At 60.9% G+C, this 17792-nt stretch carries 10 protein-coding genes and 1 pseudogene; 4 read left to right on the forward strand and 7 right to left on the reverse strand.

Annotated elements, in window-relative coordinates:
* Positions 1–45: 45 nt before the first annotated feature.
* Positions 46–408: pseudogene (locus ACVWXC_RS03060) on the reverse strand (rhodanese-like domain-containing protein); the annotation flags it as partial.
* Between the two features lie 202 nt (positions 409–610).
* On the opposite strand from ACVWXC_RS03060, the gene ACVWXC_RS03065 reads away from it, so the two are divergent.
* Complete coding sequence (locus tag ACVWXC_RS03065) at positions 611–1384, forward strand: Cif family virulence factor (RefSeq protein ID WP_240527866.1); 774 nt, start codon at positions 611–613, stop codon at positions 1382–1384.
* A gap of 564 nt (positions 1385–1948) precedes the next feature.
* Positions 1949–4714 (forward strand): isoleucine--tRNA ligase, encoded by a 2766-nt coding sequence (gene ileS, locus ACVWXC_RS03070; RefSeq protein WP_414388576.1) that lies wholly within the window; start codon positions 1949–1951, stop codon positions 4712–4714.
* A 29-nt stretch (positions 4715–4743) separates the two neighbouring features.
* Here ileS and cysK read toward each other — a convergent pair whose 3' ends face one another.
* Positions 4744–5724, reverse strand: coding sequence for a cysteine synthase A (cysK, locus tag ACVWXC_RS03075; protein WP_011430534.1), 981 nt, complete (start codon positions 5722–5724; stop codon positions 4744–4746).
* Between the two features lie 507 nt (positions 5725–6231).
* Here cysK and dxs point away from each other — a divergent pair.
* Positions 6232–8181: a 1-deoxy-D-xylulose-5-phosphate synthase gene (gene dxs / locus ACVWXC_RS03080; protein WP_011430533.1), complete on the forward strand. Its 1950-nt coding sequence runs from the start codon at positions 6232–6234 to the stop codon at positions 8179–8181.
* 2 nt (positions 8182–8183) lie between these two features.
* Here the strand turns inward: dxs and ACVWXC_RS03085 are convergent, their stop codons facing one another.
* The 3 genes from ACVWXC_RS03085 to fbp form a co-directional block, all read right to left on the reverse strand.
* Positions 8184–9098, reverse strand: coding sequence for a tetratricopeptide repeat protein (locus ACVWXC_RS03085; RefSeq protein WP_240527867.1), 915 nt, complete (start codon positions 9096–9098; stop codon positions 8184–8186).
* A gap of 176 nt (positions 9099–9274) precedes the next feature.
* Positions 9275–10825, reverse strand: a complete 1551-nt coding sequence (zwf, locus tag ACVWXC_RS03090; RefSeq protein ID WP_457390941.1) for a glucose-6-phosphate dehydrogenase — start codon at positions 10823–10825, stop codon at positions 9275–9277.
* A gap of 41 nt (positions 10826–10866) precedes the next feature.
* Complete coding sequence (fbp, locus tag ACVWXC_RS03095; RefSeq protein ID WP_011430530.1) at positions 10867–11865, reverse strand: class 1 fructose-bisphosphatase; 999 nt, start codon at positions 11863–11865, stop codon at positions 10867–10869.
* A gap of 256 nt (positions 11866–12121) precedes the next feature.
* On the opposite strand from fbp, the gene ilvD reads away from it, so the two are divergent.
* Positions 12122–13819 carry a dihydroxy-acid dehydratase gene (ilvD, locus tag ACVWXC_RS03100; RefSeq protein ID WP_457391035.1) on the forward strand — a complete coding sequence of 566 codons (1698 nt, stop codon included), beginning with the start codon at positions 12122–12124 and terminating at the stop codon, positions 13817–13819.
* Between the two features lie 175 nt (positions 13820–13994).
* Here the strand turns inward: ilvD and ACVWXC_RS03105 are convergent, their stop codons facing one another.
* The gene (locus tag ACVWXC_RS03105; RefSeq protein ID WP_457390939.1) at positions 13995–16040 is read right to left on the reverse strand and encodes a PhoX family protein; all 2046 of its coding nucleotides are present in this window, start codon (positions 16038–16040) and stop codon (positions 13995–13997) included.
* 244 nt (positions 16041–16284) lie between these two features.
* Positions 16285–17655, reverse strand: coding sequence for a DUF2079 domain-containing protein (locus ACVWXC_RS03110; RefSeq protein WP_240530389.1), 1371 nt, complete (start codon positions 17653–17655; stop codon positions 16285–16287).
* Positions 17656–17792 lie beyond the last annotated feature (137 nt).

Here is a 17792-nt window from a genome sequence, read left to right on the forward strand (position 1 = left end):
TGAGGGCGCTTCTGGGAGAGGGGTTGGGGGTGAGGGCTGAGATTCGGGAAAGCCGGCCTCTCGCCAAGCGCGGATCCCGCCGTCCATGGAGATCACGCGGCGGTAGCCCATCTTTTGCAGGTTATCGGCTGCCAGCGCCGAACGAAAGCCGCCGCCACAATAGAGGACAATCTCGGCTTCTTTGTCTGGGATCACCTTCTCGATGTCCCGCTCGATAATGCCTTTGCTGAGGTGAATGGCGCCGACGATGTGGCCGGCCTGCCACTCCGACTCTTCCCGCACGTCGACCAAATAAAAGGGATCCCCTTGCAGTTGTTTCTGCCTGACTTGCTCGACTGTCAGCTCTTGGATGCGGCTTTTGGCCTCGTTGACCAAAGCTAAGAAAGCAGGGGAGTGGTGGGACGCCATGCACACCTCGCCGAGAACCCAGCTCCCAGGATAAACCCAGGCCCACTCCAGTGAGGCAACGCCAAACCTCAAAACCTCGATCCTCAGCAAGCTAAACTAAAGAAAGGCAGATTTGCCGCCGGAGGCCCCCAGTTTGAGCTTCCAATCCACCCTTTCCCAACTGCTTGGGTTCCTTGCTCTGACTTTGAGCTGGGGGATCCCTTTGCCCAGCAAGGCAGCGGCCCAGGCTGCCCCCTTGCCTCTGGAAAGCGGGATCCAAAAACAGGTCTCCGCCCCGGCACCGGCTCCCTTGGTGAAGTGGCTGCAAGAGCAAATAGAGGCCGCCAACCGGCGGGATCTGGAGGAGGTGATGGCCGGCTATAGCCCCGACTTCCGCCACCGCGACGGCCTGGATCGGCAGGGGGTGGAAAGGGCCATTCGCAAGCTGTGGGAGGCCCATCCCCAGCTGACCTACGCAGCGGAAATTCTCTCTTGGCGGCGGCTAGGCCCTGAGATCGTGGCCGAGATCGCCAGCCAAGTGCAGGGATCCCAATCTTCAGCGCGGGGGGAGTTTCAGGTGCAGGCCTCTGCCCTGGTGCGCAACCGCTACCGCCCGAATGCGGCCAAGCCGGAGCAACTGCTGTTGGTGGAGCAGGAAGTGCTGCGGGAGGCCAGCACCCTCACCTCCGGCTCGGCGCCCCCCACCGTCACCTTCAGGTTGCCGGAGGTGGTCAAGCCGGGATCCCCCTACTCGCTGCAGGCCATTGTGGCCGAGCCCCTCGCCCAATCTTTGCTGTTGGGCGCCGTCGAGGAGCAGCCCGTGGCTGCGGCCGGCTACTTAGATCTAACTTCGTTTGCCCTTGAACCTCTGCAGGCGGGCGGGCTCTTCCTGCAGGCAGATGCGCCGCCAGAAGCTGGCGCCCGCTGGCTCTCGGTGATGCTAGTCAACCAGAGTGGCCTTGTTGTCGAAAGCCGGCGCCTCGTCATTCAACCCTGAGGGATCGACAGCCCTTAAGGACTCTTGACCTGGGTAGTTGTTGAGATCTTTTGGGCGAAGCTGAGATTTGAGAGGTCTGGAAGCCCTCGGAAGATTTCTGCTCGACTCCAAGCCCCGGCGGTCGTCGAAAACTTGCAGAAAAACTATCCGCTCTCCCCCACCACCCAGGCAAAACAGGCGGTCCAGGAGAGAGCGGTCTAGCGGGCCTTCAACTGGAACCTGACTGCCGGGAGGAACTCCAAGCGAGCCAGAACGCGAAGACTCCTCAGCAAGCTAAGGATCTGAGTTCAGGCCGTTAGAGAACAGCCCCGGCGCACAGCCGGCTGAACCCAACTTGACGACCCTTACAACAACTACTATCTGGCATCCGCTGGAACCTCCCTTACTCAACGACATCCTGAGGCTAGCACAAATCTTTACCAAGGTGGCGGGCCGGATCCCTTCCCCTCAGGCCAAGGAGACTGAGAACGAGGCAACGGCGTAGGATAGAAGGACGCCCTTTAGCCTGCTCAAGTTGCCGTGGACTACAAAAGTACCCTCAACCTGCCGCAAACCCAGTTTCCCATGCGGGCGGAGGCTGCCAAGAGGGAGCCCGCCATCCAAGCCTTTTGGCAGGAAGAGCAAATCTATCAGCGTCTGTCGGAGAACAATCCTGGGGATCCCTTTGTGCTGCACGATGGGCCGCCCTATGCCAATGGCGACATCCACATGGGCACCACCCTCAACAAGATCCTCAAGGACATCATCAACAAGTACCACCTCCTGCAGGGGCGCAAGGTGCGCTATGTGCCCGGCTGGGATTGCCACGGTCTGCCCATCGAGCTGAAGGTGTTGCAAAGCCTCTCCCCCCAGGAGCGGCAGAGCCTCACCCCCCTGCAACTGCGGCAAAAGGCCAGAGAGTACGCCCTGCACTACGTCGACGTGCAGCGGGCCAGTTTTCAGCGGCTGGGGGTATGGGGAGATTGGGATCGGCCCTACCTGACCCTATCGCCGGAGTACGAGGCGGCCCAGATCGAGGTGTTTGGCCAGATGGCCCTTAAAGGCTACATCTACCGCGGCCTCAAGCCCGTCCACTGGAGCCCCAGCTCCCAGACAGCCCTGGCGGAAGCGGAGCTGGAATATCCCGACAACCACATCTCCCCCAGCATCTACGTAGCTTTTCCTCTGCAGAGCCTCAGCCCGGCGGCGCAGCCGATTTTGGAGCCCTTCTTGCCAGGCCTACGGGCGGCCATCTGGACGACTACCCCCTGGACGATCCCGGCCAACTTGGCTCTTTGTTTCAATCCCAAGCTTACCTATGCGGTGGTGGAGTCTCCCCGCTTCGGCCTACTACTGATTGCCGCCGATTTGCGGCAGCGGCTGGAGAAAGTCCTGGAGACCCCCTTAGAGGTCAAGGCCACCCTGCCGGGATCCGCCCTGGAGTACTGCCAGGGACGCCACCCCCTCTTCGACCGCAGCAGCCTCTGTGTGCTGGGGGACTATGTTACCACCGAGTCCGGCACCGGCATTGTCCACACGGCGCCGGGGCATGGGGAAGAGGACTTCAAGACCGGCCAAAAATACGGCCTGCCCATCCTCAGCCCTGTGGATGAGCAGGGGAGATTCACCGCCGAGGCCGGATCCCAGTTTGTCGGGCTAGATGTGCTCTCCAAAGAACCAGAAACCAGTGGCAACCTAGCTGTCATTAAGGCTTTGCGGGCTGTCGGCGCCCTGCTCAAGGAAGAACCCTACAACCACAAATACCCCTACGACTGGCGCACCAAAGAACCAACCATCTTCCGGGCCACCGAGCAGTGGTTTGCCTCTGTAGCCGGCTTCCGGGAGCTGGCTCTGCAGGCCATCAAAACCGTGAAGTGGATCCCGCCGGAAGGGGAAAACCGCATCACCGCCATGGTCAAGGAGCGCTCCGACTGGTGTATCTCCCGCCAGCGGGCCTGGGGCGTGCCCATCCCCGTCTTTTACGACGAGGAGACCGGCGAGGTGCTGCTCACAGCCGAAACTATCGACCACATCAAGGCCATCTTCGCCCAAGAGGGATCCGACGCCTGGTGGAAGCGCCCGGTGGAAGAGCTGCTGCCGGAGCAGTACCGCCGCCATGGCCGCACCTACCGCAAGGGCACAGACACCATGGATGTCTGGTTTGACTCCGGCTCCTCCTGGGCGGCGGTGGCCCGGGCACGCGGGTTGGGCTACCCCGTGGATCTCTACCTGGAGGGTTCCGACCAGCACCGGGGTTGGTTCCAGTCCAGCTTGCTGACTTCCGTGGCCGTCAACGGCCAGGCCCCTTACAAGGCGGTGCTCACCCACGGCTTTGTGCTGGACGAAAAGGGCCAGAAGATGAGCAAGTCCCTGGGCAACGTCATCGATCCCCTGCTGCTCATCAACGGCGGCAGCAATCCGCAGACGGATCCCGCCTACGGGGCCGATGTGCTGCGGCTGTGGGTCTCCAGCGTCGACTACTCCGGCGATGTGCCGATAGGCAAGACCATTCTGGGGCAGATGGCGGATGTCTACCGCAAGATCCGCAACACGGCCCGCTTTTTGCTGAGCAACCTCTACGACTTCAACCCGGCGCAGGATGCTGTTCCTTTTGAAGCGTTGACGGAGTTGGATCGCTACATCTTGCACCGCCTGCAGGAGGTGGGAGCGGAGATCACCGAATCGTTTGAAAACTACCAGTTCTACCGCTTTTTCCAAGCGGTTCAAAACTTCTGTGTGGTGGATCTCTCCAATTTCTACTTGGATATCGGCAAGGATCGCCTCTACATCAGCCACGCCCGCAGCCTGCGGCGGCGGCAGTGCCAGACGGTGCTGTCGCTGGTGCTGGAGAACTTGGCCAAGGCCATTGCCCCCGTGCTCTCCCACCTAGCCGAAGAGATCTGGAGCTACCTGCCCTACCCCAAGCCCACCCGCTCGGTGTTCGAAGGGGGCTGGATGCGGCTGCCGGAGCAGTGGCGGGATCCCCAGTTGGCCGCCACCTGGGAAAAGCTGCGGGCGGTGCGGCAGGAAGTGAACAAGGCCCTGGAGCAGGCCCGCACCGACAAGGTCATCGGCGCTTCCACCGAGGCCAAACTCATCCTCAAGGTGGCGGATCCCCACCTACATGCCCTGCTGGAGGAGCGGGCAGCCGAGCTGCGCTACCTGTTTATCACTTCCCAAGTCGAGTTGGTCAAGGCCGGCCCTGGAGAGGAGGATCTACAGGTTGCCGTTCAGCCAGCGGAGGGGAAAAAATGCGTGCGCTGCTGGAACTATTCCACCCGGGTGGGCGAGTTTGCCGAACACCCAGAGCTGTGCGAGCGCTGTGTGGCAGCCCTGGCCGGCGAATTTTGAACGTCGGATGGATTGTCGGAATTGTTGGCCTAGGTTGGGTTGGCCTGCAGGATCCCGGCGTCGGCCTCCTCCCGCTCCAGGTTGCGGAAGAGGGGCGTGCTCAGGTAGCGCTCGCCAAAGCTGGGCTGGATCATCACGATCAGCTTGCCGGCGTTTTCCGGTCGCCGCCCCACCTGGATAGCGGCAGCCAGGGCTGCCCCGGTGGAGATGCCGGAGAGGATCCCTTCTTCTTTGGCCAGGCGGCGGCTGTAGACCATGCTCTCCTCGTCATCTACCGCAATTACCTCGTCCAGCAGGTCGCGCCGCAACACCTCCGGCACAAACCCCGCCCCGATGCCCTCGATGCGGTGAAAACCGGGCCGCCCTCCACTTAAAACAGCACTGGCCTTGGGCTCGACGGCCACCAGTCGAATGGAGGGTTTTTGGCTTTTGAGGAAGCCGCCTGCCCCTGTGATGGTGCCGCCGGTACCCACCCCCGCCACCAAGATGTCCACCTGGCCATCGGTATCCTCCCAGATCTCCGGGCCAGTGGTGCGGGCGTGGATTTGAGGGTTGGCCGGATTGGTGAATTGGCCCAGCATATAGGCATTGGGGGTGCGGCGCACGATCTCTTCGGCCTTCCAGATGGCCTCCCCCATGCCGCCGGCGCTGCTGGCCAGGTGCACCTCTGCTCCGTAAGCCTTCAGCAGCCGCCGCCGCTCCAGGCTCATGCTCTCAGGCATAACGATGATCAGCCGGTAACCCTTGGCAGCAGCAGCCATGGCCAGGCCAATGCCGGTATTGCCAGAGGTGGGCTCCACCAAGATGGTCTTGCCGGGGGTGATCAAGCCAGCTCGTTCGGCAGCCTCGATCATGCTCACGGCAATGCGATCTTTCACCGAGGCGGCAGGGTTAAAGCTCTCCAATTTCACGACGATCTCAGCCAGACACCCTTCGGATTGAGGGATCCGGTTTAGCCGCACAAGAGGGGTACGACCGATGAGCTGAGTGATGTTGGCGGCAATTTTCATGGTTCACAAAAAGGCAGAAACCGATCGCGACAGCAGGCCGTCGGCCTCAAGTCCAGAGCAGCCGAGGGCCTTGTGCGATGCTAACCCCTGCATGAGCTCCTTGGTGCTCCCTCTCAGGATCTCACTGCCCTTGGACCAGGGGATCCCGATGTTTTCCGAAGTTCCGCAGGGGATGGCAACAAAACCCGCCCAGAAAATGATTTAGCTGAAGGGGGTTCGGGGGTAGATCAGCCCCGCACTGTACTGTCGAGAGGCAGTCAGTGCCAGATACCCCCGTCGCAGACTCGCAACAATAAAATGGATCTAGTTGTAGAAAACGGCGTTGCCGGAACCTGGTGCAACTACGCGGTAGGGCATTCCATGTCTGCATCCCTAACGGCACGGCAAAGCCGAACGCAGAGGGTTCTTGCAGAAGCTCCCCGACGAAGCGAGAAGCCCGCACTCTATACGTCAGCATGAGTGCGGGAGTATGTCACAGTGAGATTACACCGGAAGGACAAGTCCCCTATGCACCTGAGTGAGATCACTCACCCCAACCAGCTCCGCAACCTCAGCCTCAGCCAGTTGCGCAGCCTAGCCCGCCAGATTCGCGAAAAGCACTTGCAAACGGCTGCCAACTCTCCAGTCGGCTGTCACCTGGGGCCGGGGCTGGGCGTGGTGGAGCTGACCTTGGCGCTCTACAAAACCCTCGACCTGGATCGCGACAAGGTGATTTGGGATGTGGGCCACCAAGCCTATGCCCACAAAATGCTTACTGGCCGCTACCACAACTTCCATACCATTCGCCAGAAAGGAGGGATTTCCGGCTACCTCAAGCGGAGTGAGAGCCGCTTCGACCACTTTGGGGCCGGGCACGCCTCCACCAGCATCTCGGCAGCCCTGGGCATGGCCATCGCTCGGGATCGGCGGGGAGAAAACTTCAAGGTGGTGGCCATCATCGGGGATGGCGCCCTGACTGGGGGCATGGCCTATGAAGCCATCAACCACGCCGGGCACCTGCCCAAGACCAACTTGATGGTGATTCTCAACGACAACGGCATGTCGATTTCCCCCAATGTGGGGGCCATCCCGCGCTATTTAAACCGCCTGCGCCTCAGCCCACCGGTGCAGTTTTTGGCCGACAGCCTGGAGGAGCAGCTAAAGAACCTACCTCTAGTTGGCTCCAGCCTCAGCCCGGAAATCGACCGTCTCAAGGAGACGGTGAAGCTGGTTACTGCCGTGCAGAACAACAAGGCCGGCATCATCTTTGAGGAGCTGGGCTTTACCTACGTAGGGCCGGTGGACGGGCACAACCTGGCGGAATTGTTGGATGCTTTTGAGCTGGCCCACGGCATCTCTGGGCCGGTGCTGGTGCACGTGGCTACGGTCAAGGGCAAGGGCTACCCACCGGCAGAGGCTGAGCAGGTAAGCTATCACGCCCAATCCCGCTTCGACCTAGCCACCGGCAAACCCTATCCTCCTACCAAACCCACTCCCCCTAGCTATAGCAAGGTCTTCGGCCACACTCTTTGTAAACTGGCGGAGCGGGATCCCCGCATCATTGGCATCACGGCGGCTATGGACACCGGCACCGGCCTAGACAAGCTCAAAGAAAAACTGCCGGATCAGTTCGTGGATGTGGGGATTGCCGAGCAGCACGCTGTTACTTTGGCTGCTGGCATGGCCTGCGAGGGGATGCGACCGGTGGTGGCCATCTATTCCACCTTCCTGCAGCGGGCCTACGACCAGATCATCCACGATGTCTGCATTCAAAAGCTGCCGGTCTTTTTCTGCTTGGATCGGGCAGGGGTGGTGGGAGCGGACGGCCCCACCCACCAGGGCATGTACGACATTGCCTATCTGCGCTGCATTCCCGAGATGGTGCTGATGGCCCCCAAAGACGAGGCGGAGCTGCAGCGCATGGTGGTGACCGGGATCCAGTACACAAAGGGCCCCATCGCCATGCGTTACCCGCGCGGAGCTGGCGTGGGGGTGCCTCTGGCCGAAGAGGGGTGGGAGCCCATTCCCATCGGCAAAGCAGAGGTGCTGCGCAGCGGCGGCGAGGTCCTGATCCTAGCCTATGGGTCGATGGTGCATCCCAGTTTGCAGGCAGCGGAGATCCTCAAGGAACACGGCATCTCCACGACGGTAGTCAATGCCCGCTTTGCCAAGCCTCTGGATACCGAGCTGATCCTGCCCCTGGCCCAACAGAGCCGCCTGGTGGTGACGGTGGAAGAAGGCTGCCTCATGGGCGGGTTTGGCTCGGCAGTGGGGGAAGCTCTCCTGGATGCCGATATCCGAGTGCCGCTGTTGCGCCTGGGGGTGCCGGATGTGTGGGTGGAGCACGCCACTCCTGAAGAATCGCTGGCGGAACTGGGCCTGAACAGCGTCGGCATTGCCGAGCGCATCCGGGCCAAGGTCGAGGCCCTTCAGGGACAGAGGGCCTCGCAGGCTCAAGCTATTCTGGGCAGCTCCTGAGCCTACTCTTTCCCAAGGCCCATCTGCTGGTTGAACTGCTCGATGGCGGCTTGCTGCAGAGCCTCTGCAACAGGACGGGTGCGCAGGAGGATTTGCACATCCCGCAGCAGGTTCTCCCGCCACAGGTTCTCCCGCAGCACCTCTAGCCGGGCATAGCTGGGATCCAGGCGCATGGCCTTGGCCCCCAGTTCTTCCGCCCGTTCGGTTTCGCCACGAACGTAGAGGGCCGTAGCCAGGGCTAGGTAGGGCTCTGCCACCGCGTCGTTCATCTCGATGGTGCGTTCCCAGCGCTCGATGGCCGCCTCCAGATCCCCTTGTTCATAGTCCACCAGGCCGATGTTGTTCATGGCCGGCCAATAGGCGGGATCCAACTCCAAGGTTTTCTCATACTCCTGCCGGGCGCGATCCCATTGGTCGAGCATGAGGTAGGCATTGCCCAGTTGAAAGCGGGCGTTGGGGCTATCTGGCTGCAAGGCAACAGCCCGTTCCAGGGTTTCAGCGGCGGCAAAATAGCTGCCCTGCCGCAAGTAAGCAGATCCCAGCGAGTAGAGAATGTCGGCGTCGTCGGGAGCCAGGGCGCGGGCCTTTTGCAGCGCTTGGATGGCTTGGCCATAGTCTCCTAGCTCCAGGTGGACGTTGCCCAAAACGTAGAGCAGCTCGGAAGAGGTGGGCACCATGGCCACCGCCAGTTGCAGGCGGCGCAGCGCCTCTTCCGTCTGGCCAAACTGGGCCAGCCGCAGCGCGTCCGTGGCCAGTTGTAGCCCCTGCGCCCGCATCAACTCCCCATTGGGCAGGGGAACACGCAGCAACACCTGGGCTCGAGCAGGATCCCATTTCCCTCTCCCCAACACCATGGCGAGGCCCAGCGGCAAGGTTAGCAAAAACCGGACAGACAACCGGAATAACAGTGGCGGCATGACACCCACGCAAAAACAGGCCATGCCCATGTTAGCTGCAGCAAGCGGGGATCCTTCCTGCCAGGACTGGTTTCAACCATATTGCTATCCAACGCTGTCGCGAACGTGTCGGCGGCCTCCAACTCCCCCCTCCCTGAGGAAGAGGGGCTGGGGGTAAAGGCAGCGATTGAAACAAACTAGAGGCGTCGCCACCGCCGCCCCGAATGGGCCAGCAGGTCTTCGGCGGCCTTCGGCCCCCAGGTGCCGGCTTCGTAGGTGTACAGCGGCGGCGCAACGCTGCTGCCATTGCCGCCGGGCTGGGCTTCCCAGGCCGATAAAACCGGCGTCACCACCCGCCAGGCGGCTTCCACCTCGTCAGCGCGGGTGAACAGGGTGGGATCCCCCAGCAGGCAGTCCAACAGTAGGCGCTCGTAGGCATCTGGCGTGGTTGACCCAAAGGCTGTCCCGTAGCGAAAATCCATTTCCACCGAGCGGGTGCGGATCTCCGGCCCCGGCATCTTGGCCTCAAAGCGCAAGGAGATGCCCTCGTTGGGCTGTATGCGCAGCACCAGGATGTTGGGGCTCACCTCCCGCGCTGCCGAAGGAAAAAGAGATAGCGGCACCTGCTTAAAGTAGATGGCCACCTCGGAGACCTTCTTGGCTAGGCGCTTGCCGGTGCGCAGGTAAAAGGGCACCCCCTGCCACCGCCAGGTGTCGCATTCCAGTTTCAGGGCAACGTAGGTGGGGGTTTGCGAGTTGGGGTTAACATTGGGCTCTTGGCGATAGCCTGGCACCGGCTTGCCGCCAATCCAACCAGGGCCGTACTGGGCCCGCACTGCTGCCGCAGCTACATTGCGAGTGTCCGCCAGGCGGGTGGCCTGCAGCACCTTAGTCTTTTCGTTGCGCACGCCGTCGCTGCGCAAGGAGACGGGCGGCTCCATGGCAGTCAGGCAATAGATCTGCATCAGGTGGTTTTGCACCATGTCCCGCAGAGCGCCGGCAGCGTCGTAGTAGCCGGCCCGATCCTCCACCCCTACCGTTTCCGCCACCGTAATCTGCACGTGGTCGATGTAGTTGCGGTTCCAGAGAGGCTCAAAGATGGCGTTGGCAAAGCGGAAGACTAGCAGGTTTTGCACCGTCTCTTTGCCCAGGTAGTGGTCGATGCGGTAAACCTGCTCTTCCTGACAGATGCGCTGCACAAGGCGGTTCAGCTCCTGGGCCGAGGTGAGGTCGTGGCCGAAGGGCTTTTCAATCACCACCCGCGTCCTGGTTGGATCCGCCAACATCCCCGCTGCCCCCAACTGCTGGATGGCCTGGGCGTAGAAGTCCGGCGCCACCGCCAGATAAAACACCCGGTTGCCGCGGGTGCCCCGCTCCTCATCCAGTTGGCCGAGGAGTTGCTTGAGACGCAGGTAGCCCTCGGCCTCTCCGATATCGAGGCGACAATAGAACAGGCGGCTGGCGAAGTCCTGCCAGAGGGCTTCTGGCCCCAGATCTTGGGGGGCAAATTCTTCCAGGGCCGCCCGCATCTTGTCCCGATAGACCTCGTGGCTCCAGTCGCGCCGGGCCACCCCCACCAGGGTAAACTCCGGCGGCAGCCGTCGCTGCACGAATAGCCGGTAGTAGGCCGGGATCAGCTTGCGGGCGGCCAGATCTCCGGAAGCACCAAACTGCACCAAAATACAAGGATCCGGAATGCGCTCTTGGTTGAGGCCAACGCGCAAGGGGTTTTCAGTCAGGGTTGCCATAGGGTCGGCTCAGCTTGGGTGGGCGGGGTTGGGAAGGGTGGCTAGGGGGTCAACGACCCTTCCAGGCAGCGCAACACTTCTTCCACATTCTTGCGGCTGCCGATAATCAAAGGCACTCGTTGGTGCAGGGATTGGGGCACGATGTCCAGGATGGCCTCGGTGCCGGTGGTGGCTACGCCTCCCGCCTGCTCAGCCAAAAACGCCAGCGGGTTGGCCTCGTACATCAGCCGCAGCTTGCCCTCTGGTTTTTGCCGGGTGCCAGGGTAGAGATACACTCCTCCCTGCAACAGGATGCGGTGAAAATCCGCCACCAGAGCGCCGCTGTAGCGGGCGGTGTAGCCATCGCGGCGGTGGACATAGCGGACATAGTTCTGGATCCCTTCGCTCCACTGACAGAAGTAGCCCTCGTTAAGGCTGTAGACGGAGCCGCGTTCGGGAATGCGAAGGTCGCTCTTGGAGAGGATGAACTCGCCCAAGCTGGGATCCAGGGTAAAACTGTGTACTCCCTTGCCGACGGAATAGACCAGTTGCGTGCTGGGGCCGTAGAGGATGTAGCCGGCGGCCAGTTGGCGACGGCCTGGCTGGAGGAGATCTTGGTTGTCTGCTTCCGGACGATCCTCAAGGGGGTGAAGAACGGAGAAGATAGAGCCGACGCTGAGGTTGGCGTCAATGTTGGAGGATCCATCCAAGGGATCGATCAGCAGGGCCAAGCGGCTGAGGGAGCAGTTTTCCGGCAGGCGGGCCGGCGTTTTCAGCTCTTCTGATACCAGCCGGCACACCAGGCCGGTCTGCTCCAAAGCGCGGATGAAGGCCCGGTTGGCGTAGTCGTCCATCCGCTGCTGCTCTTCCCCCTGCACATTGACGCTGCCGGTTACCCCCAGCGTCCCCTCGATCAGCCCTGCCTGGCTGAGGCGGCGGGCGATCATCTTGCCGGCCAGAGCAATGCGGTTCATCAGGGCGCTGAAGTCTTGGGCCTCAGGGGTAAAGCCGCTAAACTGCTGCAGCACATGCCGGGAGAGGGTAAGCACATCCCGCGCCATCTCGCGCTCGGCGCTGCTGGGCACTACGGGCGGAGAAGAACTGACCACCATAATCGCAGGCTTCCTCAGGATTCTTACTAGCTAGGCTGGCCAATCCCGACAGCGAGAGCCGAGAACTTACAGGGTTGCTTTAGATTTGGCCTGCCGGCAGGGTTCTCGTTCGGCTTGCCTGGCGAAAAACCGAGTAGGATAGGTTCTACTTGTTTTTTTTGAATTGGATCCCAGCGCGGGCTTATTGTCCCGCTCTTTACCTATGATGGCCAACCCTCCTTTTCCGCTGCGCAGCCAAGTGGTCACCCAGGGGGTGCAGCGCTCTCCCAACCGCGCCATGCTCAGGGCCGTGGGCTTCCGTGATGAGGACTTCGGCAAGCCCATCGTCGGCATTGCCAACGCCCACAGCACCATCACTCCCTGCAACATCGGCATCCAAACCCTGGCCGAGCGCGCCGAAGCTGCCCTCAGGGCCGCCGGCTGCATGCCTCAGGTCTTCGGCACCATCACCATCAGCGACGGCATTTCCATGGGTACGGAGGGGATGAAATACTCCTTGGTGTCGCGGGAGGTGATCGCCGATTCTATCGAGACGGTGGTCAACGGCCAGAGCATGGATGGTCTCTTGGCCATCGGCGGCTGCGACAAAAACATGCCGGGGGCGATGATCGCCATGGCCCGTCTCAACGTGCCCGCCATCTTCGTCTACGGCGGCACCATCAAGCCGGGGCATTACAACGGCCGCGACCTCACCATCGTCAGCGCCTTTGAAGCCGTAGGGGAGTACAGCGCTGGCCGCATCTCCGAGGACGAGCTGCTGGCAGTCGAGCGCCATGCTTGTCCCGGTGCTGGATCCTGCGGCGGCATGTACACGGCCAACACCATGTCCAGCGCCTTTGAGGCCATGGGCATGAGCCTGCCCTACTCTTCCACGATGGCGGCAGAGGACGAAGAGAAAGCCGAAAGCGCTGCCCAATCGGCCAAGGTCTTGGCTGAGGCCATCCAAGCCAATATCCGACCCCGGGACATCATCACCCGCCAGAGCATTGAGAACGCCATCTCGGTCATCATGGCGGTAGGGGGATCCACCAACGCCGTGCTCCACTTCCTGGCCATTGCCCACGCAGCAGAAGTGCCCCTGACGCTGGATGACTTCGAGACCATCCGCGCCCGCGTGCCCGTCCTCTGCGACCTCAAGCCTTCAGGCCGGTTTGTTGCCACCGATCTGCACCGGGCCGGCGGGATCCCCCAAGTAATGAAGATCTTGCTCAACCACGGCCTGCTGCACGGCGACTGCCTCACCATCTCCGGCCAGACGATTGCCGAGGTTTTGCGGGACGTGCCCGACGAGCCCAGCCCCGACCAAGAGGTCATCCGCCCCTGGCACAGCCCCCTTTACCCCCAAGGGCACATCGCTATCCTCAAAGGCAACCTCGCGCCCGAAGGGGCGGTGGCCAAGATCAGCGGCGTCAAGACTCCCAAGATCGCGGGGCCGGCGCGAGTCTTCAACTCAGAAGAATCCTGCCTGCAGGCCATCCTCGCCGGCCAAATTCGACCGGGGGACGTAGTGGTGATCCGCTACGAGGGCCCCAAGGGCGGCCCCGGCATGCGGGAGATGCTCTCCCCCACTTCGGCCATCATCGGCGCCGGCCTGGGGGACAGCGTGGGCCTGATTACCGATGGCCGCTTCTCCGGCGGCACCTACGGCATGGTGGTGGGCCATGTGGCCCCTGAGGCCTACGTAGGCGGCCCCATTGCCCTGGTGGAGGAAGGGGATCTCATTACCATCGATGCCCCCGCTCGCCTGTTGCACCTGCATGTTAGTGAGGAAGAGCTGGCCCGCCGCCGCGCCCGCTGGTCTCCTCCTGAGCCTCGCTACAAACGGGGTGTTCTGGCCAAGTACGCCAAGCTGGTCTCCAGCAGCAGCCTGGGGGCGGTGACGGATTTAAACCTGTGGGATTAATTTCCCTCACCCCCAGCTCGTCTCCCAGAGGGAGAATTGGTACTTGAGAGATAGCTCCAGATTCCTGACCCTGCAGGGATCAGCCTTGCTGGGTTAAGTGCAAGAAAGCGGCAGAGATGAAGGATCCCTGCCGCCTGATTGCGTGATGCGGTTGATAATGAGGATTCAGCGCCGATTAAGTGCCGATGATCCCGCCGTCATTTTTGGTGATCACCACCACCGCCGAGCGGGGGTAGAGATTGGGGTCGTAGTCTGGCCAGCGGGAATCGACCTTGCCGGCGGCAAAGTCCTCGTCACTGGTGGTGGAGCCGGGGTGCTGCACGTTGATGAACATGGTGCGCTGATCAGGAGTGGTAACCACACCGGTAATCTCCTGTCCAATCGGCCCGGTCAAGAAGCGGCGAATTTCCCCTGTATCCGGATCGGCAGCCAACATTTGGTTATTGCCAAAAGGAGCAAAATCCCCTTGGTTGAGATTGCTTTCGCTGGTGTCGGTCTGGATCCAGAGGCGACGGCTGGCATCGAACCACAGCCCATCGGGAGAATTGAAGATGTTGTCTGCGTTGAGAGGCTGCCCTGACAGGGTACGGCTGTCGGCGGAGGGGCCGGCCAAGACAAAGATGTCCCACTCGAAGCGGGTGGACTGGGGACTGCCCATCTCTTTCCAGCGGATGATGTGGCCCCACTGGTTCTTGGGACGGGGGTTGGCGGCGTTCACCTGGTCTGGTTCCCGGCGGCTGTTGTTGGTCAGGGTGAAGTAGACCATGCGGGTCTTGGGATCCACCGCTCCCCATTCGGGCCGATCCATCTTGGTGGCGCCGACGAAATCCGCCGCCGTGCGGGTGTTCACCAACACGTCCGCCTGGCTGGTGAAGCCATTCTCAGGCGTGAGGCCGTTTTGCCCAAACACCAGCGGGATCCACTCCCCTGTGCCGTCTTCGTTGAACTTGGCCACGTAGAGGGTGCCTTTATCCAACAGGTGGCCACCTGCCGTCTCCTTGCGGTAGGGCTCGGCAGAGACGTACTTGTAGATGTACTCGAAGCGGGCATCGTCCCCCATGTAGAGCACAATCGGCTGCCCTTCCACCGGCGGCTGGAACACCACGCCCTCGTGGGCAAAGCGGCCCAGAGCCGTGCGCTTCTTGGGCGTGCTGCTGGGATCAAAGGGATCGATCTCCACCACCCAGCCGAAGGTGTTGGGCTCGTTGCGGTAGTCCTGGGTGGGATCGGCGCCCGTGGGGGTGGCGTTGAAGCGGATGAACTCGTCGGCTTTGTTGCTGGCCAGCTCCCAGCCGTAGCGGGAGGTCTCGGTGCTCACGCCGTAGCGCTTGTGCTCGCGGGGCAGGTTGGGCTTTTGATCCGGCCCTTTGCTGGTGTTGGTGAAGTAGCCGGCCCAGTTTTCTTCGCAGGTGAGGTAGGTGTTCCAGGGGGTAACGCCGTGGGCGCAGTTGTTCAAGGTGCCCCGCGTCATCGTGCCATCGGGGCTGAACTTGGTCTTGACGAAGTCAGATCCCCGCACAGGCCCGTGGATCTCCATGAGGGTGAGGCCGGTAATGCGGCGGTTGAGGCGATCCCGCACCACAGTCCAGTTGCCGTCCCCCTGCTGCTTGATGTGGACAATGCTCACCCCGTGGGCGTTCAGCTCTTTGAGTACTTGATCGGGATCGCGGCTGCCGTCGGGATTGACCGGATAGTCCTCGTCGTCAAACTTTTGCCCCTTGGCGGCAGCGTGCATGAAGCGCGGCTCCACATACTCGTGGTTGAACACCAACAAGCCCTCATCAGAGCGGCCCTGCCAGGGATCCTTCCCATCAATGGGGAAGAAGTGCATGCCGTCGTGGTGGCTGCCCACCTGCATCCCTTGCTCGGCGCCGGTGTTTTCCAGCTTGAACTGTGGGTAGGTGCCGGTGATGGGGGTACCCCAGGCCAGCAGCGGTCGAGCCGTGTAGCCTTCGGGCACCACCACTTTGTCTTCTGCACTCACGGGGATCGCCTTGAAGCCCAGCAAGGAGCTGCCGCTGGCCGCTTTGGCAGATTTGGAAGCGCCGTTTAGCGCCGGCAGGCCGAAAAAGGTGGCCACTGCCGCCGCAATGCCGCCCTGCAGCACTTGGCGCCGCTGCAGGCGGGTTTCCAGAATGCTGCTGAAGGTAGGGTTGGGCGAATGATTGCACAGAGGCTCGTCCCCATGACGGAGCCGGGGGCCATGCGGATTGCTATTCACTTTGGTTCTCCTCTTCTCTTGTCTTGTCGGTCTTCTAGAAGCTAGATGTTTTACAAAAAACATCTATTCCCCGCGTGACTGTTTTCACGCATAAGGATAGGCACTACAAAACTAGTGGCTCGAAGTTAAGGAGAGACCAAGCCCAGGTTAAGCCTTGCCGATTTGGAGAATTTCTTTAGATCGACGTAACAATTTTTTTTTAACGATTTGTTGCGATGAGGCAGGGCATTGCTGCGGCTGCCTGTCAGGATCTTTCTCGTAGCCTGGAGAACAGATACACCCCATCGCGATGGTAGAGAAGTCGAAATGAGGTTTCGTTTTGTAAAGCGGCAATCAGGGTCTGGGAGAACTCTGGGCTGCTGCGCCACCCCGGATGGCGGCTGTTGAGCAAGACATAATCAAAGGGATCCCATTGGTCGGGAGGGGATCCCTTAAAGCGGCTCTCGTCGGTAAAGTAAATAACCCGCCGATGGGTGAGGTGGGGGCTGATCTCATGGGTGGTGAGAACGCCCCCTGAGGTGGCGATCTGGGCAAGGGCCTCACGAGTGGCCTGCCAAGTGTCGAGAGACTGGAGATAGAGGGAGCCGAAAAAGGTATACTTGGCCAAAGCCAAAAAAGCCAGCAAAGACCAGATCAGGGCTGTTTTGTTTACTTTCGCAGAAGAGGCGGGAGGGTTGGTCGTCTTCCCGTTTTCGATAACAGCTAGAAATAGAAAAGGAACAACAGGCAGCGCGTACTGGTGCACCAGGTCCCGATAAGCAGGATTGCTAGAAAGGATATTCAGCCCCAAAGTTGGCAGGGCAGGGATCCAGGGATCCCAGTGGCGCCAAGAGAGGCCCCAAGCCACAGGGATGACTAACAAAAATCCATAGAATAGGGTGTCGAGAGAGAAGACCTTGCCCAGGACTAATGTTGGCTTGAGAACCAAGTTTTGGATAATTTCAGGAACAGAACTGCCCAAATAGCTATAGTGAGAAACGGCTGCCGGCTCGCTGCCACTGAAGTGAGGAATAATCCAAAAAGTAGCCACGCCAAACCAAGCCGACCCTGCCGCTATGGCAAGCCAGCCGGCCACTTGGCAGCGCCGTTGCCAGCGCTTGTCAATCCGCCGGCTTTCCCAGATCAAAAGCCAAACTCCCAGGGCAGCGACATTGAGAGACAATGCCGCCTTACAGCCGAGGATGCCGCCTAGGCACAGCAAAAACCCCCACAGCTTGCCAGAGCGAACACAGAGTATAGCGGCCAAAAAAAGGGGAACGGCCAACACTTCTGGATGAAAATCAAAAAGGTTGGCGTTGAAGATGGCTGGGTAGAGAAGATAGGCGGCGGCAATTGTTCTCGCCCTGCCAGAATCAATCTCGGCCTGGAGCGCCAGATGGTAAACGGCCAGCGCTCCCAGCGTTAGTGCCAGAGCTTGGATGCCAAACAGCCAATATACAGAGGGAACAATGCGATACAAGAGACTGAGAGGATACAAGATAAAAGCTGCGTGATCCCCAAGAATGTGGATCCCGCGAATAGTAGAAAAAGGAACCTCGCCACGGCTGATTAAATAAACAGCTTGGTCGAAAATACCGAGATCATACCCTCCCGACTGAAACAAGTGGTGCCGCACAACGCTGCAGCCTAAAAGAACAAAGAAGGCTCCAACCAGCGTTGCCAAGAAAGACTTGGACAGAGGATGTTCCTTCATTGCCGCCTACAACTTGTTTAGCGTAGAATCCAAGCTCTGCCAGCTAGCAGTAAGACCGC

This window comes from Thermostichus sp. OS-CIW-20, assembly GCF_054061455.1.